Below are 13688 nucleotides of genomic sequence, written 5' to 3'. Positions count from 1 at the left end.
GAAGCTTTTATGACAAAAGTTCGGTAGCACATCGCCAGTCCGGTCATGCCTATGTAACGCGCTTGAGGGGCCCTTTGGGCGCTTTTCACAAGCCGAGGCGGGACGCCGGGAGTGAGGCAATGGGGACTATGGAACGCTACTCGAAAGTGGGCATGCAGGAACTCGATCAACGCCTGTCGAAGATCGTCGAAGCCGCGCGCAAGAAGCCGGTTTCGGTGTATCGCTACGGCGCGCCGTGGGTCTGGATCGTGTCGCAGGATGACTGGCAGGGCGCTTTGAAAGAGGTCTCCAGCTACATCCCGCCGGGGCATTCGCTGGTGCTGTTGCGCCCGCAGATCGACGACCTGTTCGACGCTCACAGCGATCTCCTGCACGACCTCAATACCCAGCCCGGCATGCTGATCCCTGCGCAAACGGTCATGCACATCCTGCTCCTGCAACTGCTGTATTCGGTGCCCAGCGAACAGCAGCTCTACGAACAGCTCAATTACAACCTGCTGTTCCGCTGGTTCGTCGGCCTGGGCCTGAACCAGAAGGTCTGGAGCTTCAACGTCCTCAGTCGCGACATCGCCACGCTGCTCAACGAGCCGCGCGCAGTGCAGCTCATCCAGAAAATCATCGGTGAAGTGTTCTGCGGTGCGCTGCTGCAAATGCCCGAGTTCTCGCTGAACTTCGCGTTGTTGCACACCTGGCTGGGCAAGCACACCGGGCCCTGCACTTCAGCAATCAAGAACGCCAGTAACTGACGTACACGCAAGGCGCGCAAACGCCGACAGGTCATCGCGAATTTCAGGGGGTAGTGTGGATCAGATTTTCACGTCACGGCTGGCGCTGTGGGGCTGGCTGCTGGTGACGGCCGGCGCACAGCCGGCGTTCGCCGATGAGGCCGAAAACACAGCAGCGCAGCGTCTGGTGGACGTCAACGAATACTTCGTGCGCGGCAACACCGTGCTCGATGCGCGGGCGATCGAAGAGGCGGTGTACCCGTTTCTCGGCCCGCAAAAAGCCTTGAGCGACATCGAAGGCGCGCGGGATGCCCTGCAAAAGGTCTATCAGGAACGCGGCTACCAATCGGTGTTCGTCGAACTGCCGGAGCAAGCCGTGGCCGATGGCATCGTCTACCTGCAAGTCAGCGAAACCAAGGTCGGTCGGGTGCGGGTGGTCGGCGCCAAACACTATTCGCCGCTGGACATCCGCGACAATGTCCCGGCGCTGAAGGAAGGCGAGGTGCCGGACTTCGCCAAGGTCCAGGGCGAACTGGCGCAGCTCAACAAGACCCCGGGCCGGCAGGTGATGCCACTGGTACGCGAAGGCCAGCGCCCCGGCACCATGGACGTGGACTTGCAGGTCGAAGACCAGAACCCGTGGACCGCCAGCGTGGGGCTGAACAACGACTACAGCGCCGACACCGAAAAACTCCGCGCCGTGACCAGCCTTGGCTACAACAACCTCTGGCAACTCGGCCACAGCATCAACCTGACTTTCTTCACCGCGCCGCAGGACACCGACAACGCCAAGGTCTGGTCCGGCTCGTACACCGCGCCATTGACCGACCGCTGGAGCGTGCAGTTCTCCGGTTACCAGTCCGACAGCAACGTCGCCACCATCGGCGGCAGCAACGTGCTCGGCAAGGGCCATTCCTACGGCGTTTCGGCGATCTACACGATCCCGTCCAGTGGCAACTGGTCGAACTCGCTGTCGGCCGGCATCGACTTCAAAGACTTCGACGAGCGCCTGACCCTGTCCGGCGAGAGCGACAAGGTGCCGCTGAAATACGCGCCGTTCACCTTCGCCTACAACGGCTATCGCTACAGCGAAAAGAGCCAGCTCGGCCTCGGGCTGAGCCTGGTCGCGGCCACCCGAAGCATCTTCGGTTACGGCAGCTCCGACGAGGAGTTTGACTACAAGCGCTACCGCGCCAATCCGAGTTTCGCCGTGCTCAAGGGCGATACCAACTTCACCTGGACCTTCGACAACGACTGGCAGAGCGCGAGCAAAGCCGCGTTCCAGCTGGCGTCGGGGCCACTGGTTTCCAACGAACAGTTTTCTGCCGGCGGTGCGACCTCGGTACGCGGCTATCTGGCCGCCGAGCGCACGGGCGATGACGGCGTACTGCTCAGTCAGGAAGTCCGCACACCGTCGCTGGCCAAGTACGCCGGCACCTGGATGCAGGACTGGCGCTTCTACGCCTTCGCCGAAGGCGCGCAACTGTACCTGCGCGACGAGCTCCCGGATCAGGACGCCAGTTACGCCCTGGCCAGCGTCGGCCTCGGCACCCGCGCCAGCCTGAGCAAATGGCTGTCCGGCAGCGTCGACTGGGGCTACCCGCTACTCGAAGGGCCGAACACCTCGAAACAGGAATCGCGCCTGCACTTCAACCTACAGGCCACTTTCTAACAAGGAGCATCTCCATGCAGCGCCTTTTCCTTTCGTTGTTGATCTGCCTGGGCTTCGTGCTCCCAGCCACGGCTCAGGCCTGGTGGCAGGACGACTGGCATTACCGCAAACAGATCGCCGTCGACACCACGCCGCAAGGCGCCGGGATCAATCAGGCCCTGGGCCGCACCGCGCTGCTGGTGCGCCTGCACACCGGCAACTTCACGTTTGATGGCGTGAAAGAGGACGGCTCGGACCTGCGCTTCGTCGCCGCTGACGACAAGACCGTGCTCAATCACCAGATTGAAAGCTTCGATGCGCTGATGGGCATGGCGCTGATCTGGGTCGACGTGCCGAATATCGAGGGCGGCCAGCGTCAGGACATCTGGATGTATTACGGCAACCAGAAAGCGCCAGCCACTGGTAACGGCCAACTGACGTTCGATCCCAATTACACCGCGCTCTATCACTTCGAAGGCGCCACCGGCACTCCGGCGAAAGACACCACCGCTTACGGCAACACCGCGCAGAGCGCGACCGGCGCGAGCATCGACGGCGTAGTAGGGCGAGCCTTGCAGTTCAGCGGCCAACCACTGTTGCTGCCGGCCAGTCCGTCGTTGCAGCACAACGCCGGCAGCGCGTTCACCTTCAGTGCCTGGCTGCGACTGGACCAGGCCAACGGCGAGCAACTGATCCTGGCCCGCCGCGAAGGCGCCAACAGCCTGCTGGTCGGTGTGAATCAGGGCGTGCCGTTCGTGGAAATCGACGGCCAGCGCGCCGTCGCCACGCAGCCGCTGAATCCGGGTCAATGGCAGCATGTCGCGCTGACCGCCGAAGGCGCCAAAGTGACGCTGTATATCAACGGTCGCGAGAGTGCGGCACTGGCTCAAGCGATGCCGGCGTTCAACTCGGTCATGGCCATTGGTGCTGACCTTTCCCCGAGCGCGTTCCAGCCATTCGTAGGCGCCATCGACGAACTGCGTCTGTCGAAAGTCGCCCGCCCGGCGCCGCTGTTGCTGGCCGACGCCACTTCCCAGGGCGCCGAGTCGAAACTGGTCGCCTATGGCGTCGATGAAGAACAGTCAGGTTTCGGTTTCGGCAGCCTCGGCTTCCTGCTCAACGCTGTGCCGATAGACGCCTGGGTGATCATCGCGGTGCTGGTGCTGATGATGTTCCAGTCGTGGATCATCATGCTGCGCAAAAGCCGCACCCTCAGCCGCGTCACCGCCGCCAACGAAGACTTCCGCGTGCAGTTCGCCAAGGTCGGCACTCGCCTGGAAATGTTCGCCGACGACACGCAACTCGCCCAGCGATTGCAGCACTCGCCGCTGTGGCGCCTGTACCAGGTGGCGGTGAAAGAGATCCGCACTCGCCGTGAACAGGGCGCCGATACCTCGTCAGTTTCGGCCGCGACCATCGAAGCCATCCGCTGCTCCATGGATGGCGTGCGCACCCGGGAAAACCAGCAACTCAGCTCGAAACTCTCGACCCTGTCCAACGCCATCGCCGGCGGCCCTTACATCGGCCTGCTCGGCACCGTGCTGGGGATCATGGTGGTGTTCCTCGGCACGGCCATGGCCGGCGACGTCAACATCAACGCTATCGCCCCGGGTATGGCCGCAGCCTTGCTGGCCACCGCCATGGGCCTGTTCGTCGCGATCCCGGCGCTGTTTGGCTACAACCGCCTGATCACCCGCAACAAGGAAGTCAGCGCCGACATGCGCCTGTTCGTCGACGAGTTCATCACCCGGCTGGCGGAGATGCACGGCGAAGGCCAGTCCAGTGAGGCGGCGCATCAGCGCGGTCATCACGCCAACCACTCCGTACCGGCCTGAGGAGCACTGACATGGCGTCCGTAAATGCCTCCCACGACGATGATGAAGATGCAGCGGTGGACAGCATCAACATCACGCCACTGGTGGACGTGCTGATGGTGGTGTTGGTGATGTTCATCCTCACCGCCACCGCGCAGGTCTCCGGGATTCAGATCAACCTGCCCAAGGCCAGCGCCGCGGTGTCGCTGTCCGAGGCCAAGACCAAGGCGATTTCCGTCAACGACGGCGGCCAGGTGTTTCTCGACGCTTACCCGGTGACGCTGCCGGAGCTCGAAGAACGCCTGCGCATCGAGAAGGCGCAGAACCCGGACTTCCCGGTGATCGTGCGCGGTGACGCCACGGTGCAGTACCAGAAGGTCATCGAAGTGCTGGATCTGCTGCGCCGGCTCGAACTGTCCCAGGTCGGTCTCGTCACCGGCAAACCGACGCAGGGCTGAGTGATGACTGCACAACTGCCAATCGAGCCTTTGCCGGTGAAGAAGTCGCCACTGCGCTACGTGAAGTGGGGCGCCGGGCTGCTGCTGGGCGCCATCGCCGCGTACCTGTTGTGGCAGTGGGCCAACGACATGAGCGGCATCCGCCGTGAAGCGCCGAAGGTGCCGACGATCATTCCGTTGCCGCCACCGCCACCTCCGCCGCCGGAAAAACCGCCGGAGCCGGAAACCCCGGTGGAAGAAAAAGTCGTCGAGCCGGAGCCGACGCCCGAGCCCCAAGAGGTCAAGCCCGAGGAAGAAGCGCCGCCATCGCCGGCGGACGACCTGGCCAACCCGATGCAAATGGACGGTGATGCCCAGAGCGGCAACGACGCCTTCAACATCGGCGCGGGCAAGGGCGGCGGCATGGCCGGCGCCGGTGGTGGGCGCGTGGGCAACGGCACCTACAGCCAGTTCCTCGCGTTCACCTTCCAGAAGCTGCTTCGGGAGAACCCGGACCTGCGCAACCTCGCGTTTTCGCTGCAGGCCGATGTGTGGCTGAGCGGCGTCGGCGAGATCACCCGGGTCGAGCTGGTCAAGTCCAGCGGCAACCCCGAGATCGACAGTCAGGTGCTGGCTGCCTTGCGTAACGCACCCCATCTGAGCGAACGGCCACCGGCCTCCATCACTTTGCCTGTGCGCATGTCCCTGCAAGGGCGGCGTCCGGGTTAACCGAATTCATAAAGCTGTATGAAAAGGAGTTGTGTGCAGATGATTTCCAACGTGAATCGATTGTCCCTGGCGGTCGGCATGGTCATCGCGACCCTGGTCGGGCAGGCCGCGGCAGCGCCTGCGCCCTCGGAGAACGCCACGATCAATCTGATCCGCTTGCTGGTCGAGCAGGGCATTCTGAAACAGGACAAGGCCGACGCACTGATCGCCCAGGCCCAGAACGAAGCGGCCCAGGCCAAGCAGGCTGCGGCGTCTAGCGCTGTGGCAGCCGGGCCGGTCGCCGCGCCGGGTGATGTGCGGGTGCAATACGTGCCGGCCGCGGTGCGCGACCAGATCCGCGATCAGGTCAAGGCTGAAGTCATGGCCACCGCCAAGCAGGAAAACTGGGCCGCGCCCAACACTTTCCCGGACTGGGCGTCGCGCATCAGCTTCGACGGCGACATTCGCCTGCGTGACGAATCGCGCTACTACTCGGGCAGCAACAGCAACGAAATCGTCGACTTCGCCAAACTCAACAACAACGGCCCGTACGACGTGAACCCCAACAGCAGCACCGCGTTGCCGCCGTTGCTCAACACCCGTGAAGACCGCACCAACCTGTTCCGCCTGCGCGCCCGACTGGGCATGAAAGCGGTGATTTCGCCGGAATGGACCGCTGGCATCCGCATTGGCACCGGCTCGGACAACAACCCGGTGTCGACCACCCAGAGCCTCGGCGGCGGCTTCGCCAAGAAAGACATCTGGCTCGATCAGGGTTACCTGAGCTGGAAGCCGTCGGATGAACTGACCGTGACCGGCGGGCGCTTTGCCAACCCGTTCATGTCCACCGACATGCTGTATTCCAACGACCTGAACTTCGACGGTGTGGCGGCGATCTTCGACCACAAGCTCAGCCGCGACTGGGGCGTGTTTGGCACCGTCGGCGCGTTCCCGGTGGATTACACCAACGACACCACCACCAGCAACGGCTTCGACAAGGAAGAAAGCGACAACAAGTGGTTGTACGGCGCGCAGATCGGTGCCAAATGGGCGATCAACAGCAACAACCGCTTGAAAGGTGCGTTGGCCTACTACCGCTTCGACGACATCGAAGGCCAGCGCTCCAGCCCTTGCGAGCCGTGGGCCGGCGCGCCGGGTTGCGACACCGACGGTACGCGCGCGGCGTTCATGCAGAAGGGCAACAGTGTGTTCCTGCTGCGCGACATCACGCCGAACCCGCTCAACCCGAGCACCACGCCGCAGCCGCAATTCGTTGGCCTGGCTTCGGAGTTCAACCTGCTGGACCTGAACCTCGTGTGGGACGCCGACCTGCCGGAAGACTTCAAACTGCGCACCCAGGGCAACTACATCCACAACCTCGGCTACGACGAAGGCGACATGCGCAAGCGTGCGGCCGGGCAACTGGTCAACAACCTCGACAGCAACGGCAACATCGAAAGCGGCGCCAATGCGTGGATGGTGCAGTTCACCCTCGGCAGCGCGCTGGAGCTGAAAAAGCAGGGCGACTGGAATATGTTCGCCGGCTACAAGTACATCCAGCCTGACGCCTTGCCGGACGGCTTCAACGACTCGTCGTTCCACCTCGGCGGCACCAACGCCAAGGGCTATTTCCTGGGTGGCAATTACGGTCTGGCGAAGAACGTCTACGCCACTGGCCGCTGGATGAGCACCGAGGCGGTGTATGGCGCGCCGTTCGACATCGACGTCTTGCAGCTCGAGATCAACACGCGCTTCTAAGGCGCCGGGAGTGGTTTATGAACGCGCGATTTTTAGTGTTGGGTCTGGGCTTGATCGTCGCCAGCGGGGTGAACGCGGAGGGCATGGAGGAACGTCTGCGCACCCAGTTGCGCAGCACCACCCAGCAACTGCAAACCCTGCAAAGCCAGCAGGCCCAGGCCAGCGCCGCGCAACTGGCGGCGCAGAACGAAGCCAAGGCTGCGCAGGCGCAAATCAAGCAATTGACCGCCGAACTGGCCAAGGCCAAAGGCCTCGCCGAGCAACTGGCCGGGCAGCAACAAAGCCTGCACAGCCAGGCCCAGGCGCAGGTGGCGGCAAGTAACGAGCAGACCGGCAAGTTCAAGAAAGCCTATGACGAGCTGCTGGTCATGGCCCGTGCCAAAGAGGCAGAACGGTCTAAGCTTCAAGCGCAATTGACTGAACGTGACACACAAGTGCAGCAATGTTCGGTCAAGAATCAGCAGATGTACGGCGTGGCCAAGCAGATTCTCACCGCCTACGAAAACATCGATGTGGCCGAGGTGATGAAGATCCGCCAGCCCTTCGCCGGCAGCGCCCGGGTCAAGTTCGATGAACTGGCTCAGGGCTTCGGCGATGAGCTGTACAAGACTCAATTCGATGCGCCGCAAGCCGCGATCGCGCACTGATTAAAAGACTCATAAACAAGGAAGAAGTAATGACTCAATTGATCTCCCACGTCTCCCCGCAATCTCTGACCGACGTGCTGCAAGCCGCCGGTTATCGGGTCAACCAGACCGAACAGAACGGCATCGTCCAGTTGCTCAGCGCCAGTCAGGGCATCGGTTACGCCGTGCGTTTCGGCAACCCGGCGGTGGCGGAGCAGGGCAGTTACGTTGACTTCACCTTCAGCTGTGCATTGCGCGTGCAGGGCGAGTTGCCGGCCGGTGTGGCCGAACAGTGGAATGCGACCCGCCGCTTTGCCCGGTTGTCGTTGCAGGGCGAGTTTCTGGTGATGGAAATGGACGTGGTGGTGGCCGCCGGCGTCAGCAACGATCACCTGCGCGGCAACCTGGAATTGTGGGATCGCCTGCTCCAGGAGTTCATCGTGTACCTGCGCGATTTCACCCAGAACGGTACTGCTGCACAAACCGCAAAAACCGCAGTGGCTGAGCAAGAGGAAGTTGCGCTGTGACGAAACCTGCCATGGTAATCAGCGCCGCTGCGGTGGCGCTGTTGGTGGTGGCCGTGGCGCTGGTGGTGCGGCCGGGCAATGACCCGGTCGCCGCCCAGCAACCGGCGCCGGTCGTGGGCAGCAGTGCCGGGCCGGCGGTGGCGCGGCTGGGCAATCAGCAGGTCACACCGGAGGAATTGCAGGCGTTGCTGGCGGCTGTTCCACCGCAGACCCGAGAGCAATTGCGCGGCAATCGTGAGGCCCTGGAACGCTGGATCCGTTCGCGCCTGGCCGAAAAAGCCGTGCTGGAACAGGCCGACGCCCAAGGCTGGGCGCAGCGCCCGGACGTGGTGCGGCAGACCCGTGCAGCCACCGAGCAGATTGTGTTCCGCGACTATTTGCAGTCGGTGAGCAAAGTGCCGGCGGACTACCCGAGCGCCGCCGAGTTGCAGCAGGCCTATGACGCCGGCAAGGCCAACTGGCAGACGCCGGCGCTGTATCGGGTCAGCCAGATTTTCCTCGGGGTCAACGAGCCGCAGAATCTTGATGCCGTACGCAAGCAGGCGGCAGAGTTGAGCAAAAAAGCCCAGGCAGCCCCGGGGGAATTTGCTGCATTGGCCAAGGAGTTTTCCCAGGATCGCCTCACTGCTGAGCGCGGCGGCGATACCGGCCTGCAACCGTTGCAGCAACTGGTGCCGGAAGTCCGTGGTGCGGTGGCGCGACTCAAGGTCGGCGCGGTTTCCGAACCGGTGCAAAGCAGCGCCGGTTTCCACGTGATCAAACTCACCGAACAACAACCGGCCCGCACCGCGACCCTCGACGAGCTGCGCGACCAACTGACCCAGGCCTTGCGGGCACAACGGCAGGAACAGATCGCCCAAGCGTATCTCGACGGCATGCTCAATACCGCGACGCTGAGCATCGACGGGGCAGAACTCAACAAGGTGCTGGAGGAAAAACGCTGATTTCAGCATCACCGAAGTCCCTGTGGGAGCTGGCTTGCCAGCGATGAGGCAATCACATCCAACTTATGTGGTGTCTGACACTCCGCTATCGCTGGCAAGCCAGCTCCCACAGGGAAATCACTGGATTCAGAAAACTGGCTTGCGGCACATCAAAACAAAGATCGACAGGGAGTCATCGATGTCATTCACCGAACCCGCAGCACGACAGAGCAGCGCCGATTTCCGCTGGCCCCATGACAAGGAAGAACCCTGGCTGGCGCAAGCGGCGACCCTCGACGGCGACGTCGCCCAATATTTTCTGGTCAGTGCCCGTTGCGGCTGCTTCATGCAGGCCGCCCGCAGCCTCAACGTGCGCTCGACTCTGCTGCGCAAGCAACTGGCGCAGCTTGAACAGCAACTGCAATGCGCGCTGTTCAGCTTTCAGGGCAGCGCGCTCAGCCTGACTCGCGAAGGCCAGCAATTGCAGGCGCAGCTGATCGCTTTGGCCCACGAACGCAAACTGCCGGTGATCGAACAGCCCCTGATCAGGCTGGCCGTCGCCGAATCGATCCTGCACGACATCCTCGGCCGCGACCTCATCGCACTGCTGCGCCGCAACGCCAGCGTGCGCCTCGAGATCATCGCCCTCGACAGCGAGCTGGCCTTGCGTGCCGTCAGCGCCGACATCGTGCTGTGGCTCGCTCACGGCGAAACCCCGCACCCCGGCCCGACCTTCGCCACCAGCGAACCGCAACGCCTAGCGCAACTGGAATATCAGCCGCACATCGCCAAACGCTACTCCCGCGTCACTGCACGCCCGGAAAGTCCTGATGACCTTGCGGATTTCATGCTGGTGCAATGGCAGCATGATCGGCAGATCGACAGTTTCCGGCCCTGGAACAATCTCGTGGAACAGCGCCTGGCTGGCGTGGTGCAGATGCAATCCTATGAATTGATGCTGGAGATGATCCGGTGCAGCGCTTGCATCGGGTTGCTGCCGATGTACATGAGCCGGTTTGATCGCGGGCTGGTGGCGTTGCCGGGGTTGTTTGACGAGGCGATGCGGTTGCAGGCGTGGTTGGCGGTGAACAGTGAATCGCAGGAGGTTGGCGAGGTGCGGACGTTGGTTGAGTTGATTCAACGCACTTTCAATGAGCGGCAGGAGTGGTTCGAGTAAGTCTCGCCAGGATCAGTTGCGCCGGTTTACAGTGACCGGCCACGCACTGATCCAGGAGGGATCTTTCATGCCTGAGCACAACCCCGCCATTCACCTCGAACGCTTCAGCGAGTCCCACGTCGAGGGCGTCACTGCGCTTTACAACGACCCGGCTGTGACCCGGCAGGTGTTGCAGATGCCGTTTCAGACCACCGAGGTCTGGCGCAAACGCCTGGCGCCGGACAATGAGCGGGTGGTGCAACTGGTGGCGCTGCATCAGGGGGTGGTGATCGGCAATCTGGGGCTGGAGCAGTTCTCGCGGATTCGCCGCAGTCACGCCGGCAGTGTCGGCATGGCCGTTGCGGTGGCGTGGCAGGGCAAAGGTGTCGGTACGAAGTTGTTGGCGGCGGCGCTGGACGTCGCCGACAACTGGATGAACCTGCACCGGGTTGAGCTTTCGGTGTACGCCGACAACGAGGCGGCCATCGGCCTCTACCGCAAGTTCGGCTTCGAAACCGAAGGCCTGTTCCGCGATTACGCGGTGCGTGACGGGCAATGGGTCGACACCCTGAGCATGGCGCGTCTGCGCAAACGCTGACCTTCTGTCAGCCAATGGCTAACGAGGCGACCGTGCAGGCAAATGACTTGCACGGTCGTCACCGGCATCTGCCATGCTCGAAGTCCGCAGCACTGCTTCCTTGAAGGAACACCGCAATGGACGACGTACAGCAACTGGGCGAAATGCTTCGCCACTATGCCGACAGCGAAGCGCACAAGAAGCAACTGTTCGAGACGCAATCGGCGACCTGGGCCTCACGGATTACTGAACTGTTCGGGCAGATTCAGCAATGGCTGGAGCCGGTGCAGGCGCCGGGTTTGCTGGAGGTCAGTCGCGAGGCTTATGTGGCGTTCGGGCCGAGCGTTCCGGTTGAGACGTCAACCTTCAAGACCGAAAAACTCAGCATCGTGATTGCCGGCAAACCGGTGGAGTTCGTGCCGGATGTGATGGGCAGTGGCGGGCAGATTTCGCTGGCGGTGATGGGGCTGACGGCGGCGCGTTACGGGAGTGTTTCGCTGGTGGGGCTGCCGGGCGGGGAGTGGCAGTGGCGTAAGACCAATGGGTTGAAGGATCCGGATACGTTTGCTTTCGATGCGAATTTTCTCGCGCAGCAACTGCAGAGCTTGATACCCCGAGACCGCACCTAAGATCAAAAGCTTACCCCCTCATCGGAACGCCGCCCGCCCAGCCCTCTCCCCCAAGGGGGCGAGGGGGAAAGGGAGCAGATCTTCGTTGTTGTTGATATTGCATTCACCTTCGATATTTCAGGTCGGTGTATCTCGAACAAACAACTCGGTCAGTTCCCTCTCCCCCTGGGAGAGGGTTAGGGTGAGGGGGCTGCCCCTGCCACACCTCACATCTCAAGATTGACCCACCCCGGCTTCGCCACCTCCGGCGCCACTGCTTTCACAGTCTTGCCGGTAGCCAGCTCAACCCGCCTAGCCACCTCCGGATCATCCGCAAATGGCGTCAGACTCGCATCGTCCAGACTTTCAGCCGTTTCATGGCGCAAGCAGTACTCCACCGACAGCCACAGAAACAGCACGCCCAATACATTCAAAACGATATCGAACATGTCCGGCTCCCTGCCTCAGGCGATCTGCGCTTCACGGTGGGCAATCGCGACGTCGGCAACCCGCACCGTGCGCCACACGTTGTAAGCCATCAGCAACATACCGCTGAGGAAGAACACCCCACCGGCAAACCGTACGACGAACCCCGGATGACTGGCCTGCAATGCTTCGACAAACGAATAGGTCAGCGTGCCGTCCTCGTTGATCGCCCGCCACATCAGGCCCTGGGTAATCCCGTTGACCCACATCGACGCGATGTACAGCACGGTGCCGATGGTCGCCAGCCAGAAGTGCAGGTTGATCAGCGGCGTGCTGTGCATGCGTTCGCGGCCAAAGACTTTCGGCACCATGTGGTAGGTCGCGCCGAAAGTGATCATCGCCACCCAGCCCAGCGCCCCGGCATGGACGTGGCCGATGGTCCAGTCGGTGTAGTGGGAGAGAGCGTTGACGGTCTTGATCGCCATCATCGGGCCTTCGAAGGTCGACATGCCGTAGAACGCCAGCGACAGGACGAGGAAGCGCAGGATCGGGTCGGTGCGCAACTGATGCCAGGCGCCCGAGAGGGTCATCATCCCGTTGATCATCCCGCCCCAGCTCGGTGCCAGCAGGATCAGCGACATCGCCATGCCCAGCGACTGCGCCCAGTCCGGCAACGCGGTGTAGTGCAAGTGGTGCGGGCCGGCCCAGATGTACAGGGTGATCAGCGCCCAGAAATGCACGATCGACAACCGGTACGAATACACCGGCCGATTGACCTGCTTGGGCACGAAGTAATACATCATCCCGAGGAATCCGGTGGTCAGGAAGAAGCCCACCGCGTTGTGCCCGTACCACCACTGCACCATGGCGTCAGTGGCGCCGGAATACACCGGATAGGACTTGAACCAGTCCACCGGAATCGACAGGTGATTGACCACGTGCAGCATGGCGATCACCAGGATGAACGCACCGAAGAACCAGTTGCCGACGTAGATGTGCTTGGTCTTGCGCTGTACCACGGTGGTGAAGAACACAATGGCGTACGCGACCCAGACCACGGCCATCCACACCGCGCCGGAGAATTCGATCTCGGCGTATTCCTTGGTGGTGGTGTAGCCCATCGGCAGGGTGACCAGCATGATCACGATCACCGATTGCCAACCCCAGAAGGTGAAGGCTGCGAGTTTGTCCGAGTACAGCCGCACCTGGCAGGTACGCTGCACCGCGTAGTAACTGGCGGCGAATTGCGCGCTGCCGGCGAAACCGAAAATCACAAGGCTGGTGTGCAACGGTCGCAAGCGGCCGAAGGTGGTCCACGGCAAGTCCAGATTCATGTCCGGCCATACCAGTTGCGAGGCGATCCATACCCCCATCGCCATGCCCACGACACCCCAGAAAACAGTCGCGATGACGAATTGGCGGACGACCTTGTAGTTATAAGCCTGTCCGATTGTTGCTGTGCTCATGGTCAATTCTTCCACGGTTGCAAAGTCTTGCCAGGCCACCCGGTCTGGCACGAGCTGCACTGTAGAAACCCCACCGGAAACAAAACAGGCTCAGGAATTGTTGATTTATGCGGATCAGATCCAAGCGCTGCCTGCGGCCATCTGCCGCGCCCTGATACGGTTTTTATGTGTTCAGGTGCATCTGTTGTGCACTGCGCCGTTCGTCCATAGTCGTTAAAAAATCCTGTGGGAGCGGGCTTGCTCGCGAATGCGGTGTGTCAGCCAACAAGTCAGTTGCCTGACACAC

Annotated in this window: 14 protein-coding genes; 12 read left to right on the top strand and 2 right to left on the bottom strand. The window is 62.1% G+C overall.

The features are described from left to right. Nucleotides 1-128 precede the first annotated feature (128 nt). The 12 genes from ACW9HX_RS10835 (at nt 129) to ACW9HX_RS10780 (ending at nt 11531) form a co-directional block, all read left to right on the top strand. Nucleotides 129-746 carry a transposase gene (locus ACW9HX_RS10835; RefSeq protein WP_457380680.1) on the top strand — a complete coding sequence of 206 codons (618 nt, stop codon included), beginning with the start codon at nt 129-131 and terminating at the stop codon, nt 744-746. A 55-nt stretch (nt 747-801) separates the two neighbouring features. Then, entirely contained in the window at nt 802-2397 is a 1596-nt protein-coding gene (locus tag ACW9HX_RS10830; RefSeq protein ID WP_457380590.1) for a ShlB/FhaC/HecB family hemolysin secretion/activation protein, read from the top strand. Between the two features lie 14 nt (nt 2398-2411). Next, the gene (locus ACW9HX_RS10825; RefSeq protein ID WP_457380589.1) at nt 2412-4211 is read left to right on the top strand and encodes a DUF2341 domain-containing protein; all 1800 of its coding nucleotides are present in this window, start codon (nt 2412-2414) and stop codon (nt 4209-4211) included. An 11-nt stretch (nt 4212-4222) separates the two neighbouring features. Then, the gene (locus ACW9HX_RS10820) at nt 4223-4648 is read left to right on the top strand and encodes an ExbD/TolR family protein (protein WP_007955109.1); all 426 of its coding nucleotides are present in this window, start codon (nt 4223-4225) and stop codon (nt 4646-4648) included. Between the two features lie 3 nt (nt 4649-4651). Further along, the gene (locus ACW9HX_RS10815; RefSeq protein ID WP_457380588.1) at nt 4652-5356 is read left to right on the top strand and encodes an energy transducer TonB family protein; all 705 of its coding nucleotides are present in this window, start codon (nt 4652-4654) and stop codon (nt 5354-5356) included. A gap of 39 nt (nt 5357-5395) precedes the next feature. Next, nucleotides 5396-7093, top strand: a complete 1698-nt coding sequence (locus ACW9HX_RS10810) for a putative porin (protein WP_457380587.1) — start codon at nt 5396-5398, stop codon at nt 7091-7093. Nucleotides 7094-7110: 17 nt separating this feature from the next. Then, a complete protein-coding gene (locus ACW9HX_RS10805) occupies nt 7111-7740 on the top strand; it encodes a DNA repair protein (RefSeq protein ID WP_457380586.1) in 630 nt (209 codons plus the stop codon). Between the two features lie 29 nt (nt 7741-7769). Further along, nucleotides 7770-8246, top strand: coding sequence for a YbjN domain-containing protein (locus tag ACW9HX_RS10800; protein ID WP_457380585.1), 477 nt, complete (start codon nt 7770-7772; stop codon nt 8244-8246). After that, nucleotides 8243-9190 (top strand): peptidylprolyl isomerase, encoded by a 948-nt coding sequence (locus ACW9HX_RS10795; RefSeq protein ID WP_457380584.1) that lies wholly within the window; start codon nt 8243-8245, stop codon nt 9188-9190. The genes ACW9HX_RS10800 and ACW9HX_RS10795 overlap by 4 nt, the downstream gene beginning before the upstream one ends. Nucleotides 9191-9368: 178 nt before the next feature. After that, nucleotides 9369-10346: a LysR family transcriptional regulator gene (locus ACW9HX_RS10790; protein ID WP_457380583.1), complete on the top strand. Its 978-nt coding sequence runs from the start codon at nt 9369-9371 to the stop codon at nt 10344-10346. Nucleotides 10347-10413: 67 nt separating this feature from the next. Next, nucleotides 10414-10923: a GNAT family N-acetyltransferase gene (locus ACW9HX_RS10785; RefSeq protein ID WP_457380582.1), complete on the top strand. Its 510-nt coding sequence runs from the start codon at nt 10414-10416 to the stop codon at nt 10921-10923. 116 nt (nt 10924-11039) lie between these two features. After that, nucleotides 11040-11531, top strand: a complete 492-nt coding sequence (locus ACW9HX_RS10780) for a hypothetical protein (protein WP_457380581.1) — start codon at nt 11040-11042, stop codon at nt 11529-11531. A gap of 206 nt (nt 11532-11737) precedes the next feature. On the opposite strand, the gene ACW9HX_RS10775 is transcribed toward ACW9HX_RS10780, so the two are convergent. Then, the gene (locus ACW9HX_RS10775; protein WP_085708239.1) at nt 11738-11959 is read right to left on the bottom strand and encodes a CcoQ/FixQ family Cbb3-type cytochrome c oxidase assembly chaperone; all 222 of its coding nucleotides are present in this window, start codon (nt 11957-11959) and stop codon (nt 11738-11740) included. A 15-nt stretch (nt 11960-11974) separates the two neighbouring features. Continuing rightward, nucleotides 11975-13402 carry a cytochrome-c oxidase, cbb3-type subunit I gene (gene ccoN / locus ACW9HX_RS10770; RefSeq protein ID WP_207986088.1) on the bottom strand — a complete coding sequence of 476 codons (1428 nt, stop codon included), beginning with the start codon at nt 13400-13402 and terminating at the stop codon, nt 11975-11977. Between the last annotated feature and the right edge of the window lie 286 nt (nt 13403-13688).

Source organism: Pseudomonas sp. SDO52101_S400, from assembly GCF_054071635.1.
The sequence above is the reverse complement of the archived record's forward strand: the minus strand, read 5'-3'. Positions and strand labels throughout refer to the sequence as shown.

What these genes read in the sequence shown, in the direction of transcription:
- ACW9HX_RS10800 (WP_457380585.1), top strand. Translation starts at nt 7,770, where the DNA reads ATGACTCAATTGATCTCCCACGTCTCCCCGCAATCTCTGACCGACGTG.
- ACW9HX_RS10835 (WP_457380680.1), top strand. Translation starts at nt 129, where the DNA reads ATGGAACGCTACTCGAAAGTGGGCATGCAGGAACTCGATCAACGCCTG.
- ACW9HX_RS10805 (WP_457380586.1), top strand. Translation starts at nt 7,111, where the DNA reads ATGAACGCGCGATTTTTAGTGTTGGGTCTGGGCTTGATCGTCGCCAGC.
- ACW9HX_RS10810 (WP_457380587.1), top strand. Translation starts at nt 5,396, where the DNA reads ATGATTTCCAACGTGAATCGATTGTCCCTGGCGGTCGGCATGGTCATC.
- ACW9HX_RS10825 (WP_457380589.1), top strand. Translation starts at nt 2,412, where the DNA reads ATGCAGCGCCTTTTCCTTTCGTTGTTGATCTGCCTGGGCTTCGTGCTC.
- ACW9HX_RS10790 (WP_457380583.1), top strand. Translation starts at nt 9,369, where the DNA reads ATGTCATTCACCGAACCCGCAGCACGACAGAGCAGCGCCGATTTCCGC.
- ACW9HX_RS10820 (WP_007955109.1), top strand. Translation starts at nt 4,223, where the DNA reads ATGGCGTCCGTAAATGCCTCCCACGACGATGATGAAGATGCAGCGGTG.
- ACW9HX_RS10785 (WP_457380582.1), top strand. Translation starts at nt 10,414, where the DNA reads ATGCCTGAGCACAACCCCGCCATTCACCTCGAACGCTTCAGCGAGTCC.
- ccoN (WP_207986088.1), bottom strand. Translation starts at nt 13,402, where the DNA reads ATGAGCACAGCAACAATCGGACAGGCTTATAACTACAAGGTCGTCCGC.
- ACW9HX_RS10780 (WP_457380581.1), top strand. Translation starts at nt 11,040, where the DNA reads ATGGACGACGTACAGCAACTGGGCGAAATGCTTCGCCACTATGCCGAC.
- ACW9HX_RS10815 (WP_457380588.1), top strand. Translation starts at nt 4,652, where the DNA reads ATGACTGCACAACTGCCAATCGAGCCTTTGCCGGTGAAGAAGTCGCCA.
- ACW9HX_RS10775 (WP_085708239.1), bottom strand. Translation starts at nt 11,959, where the DNA reads ATGTTCGATATCGTTTTGAATGTATTGGGCGTGCTGTTTCTGTGGCTG.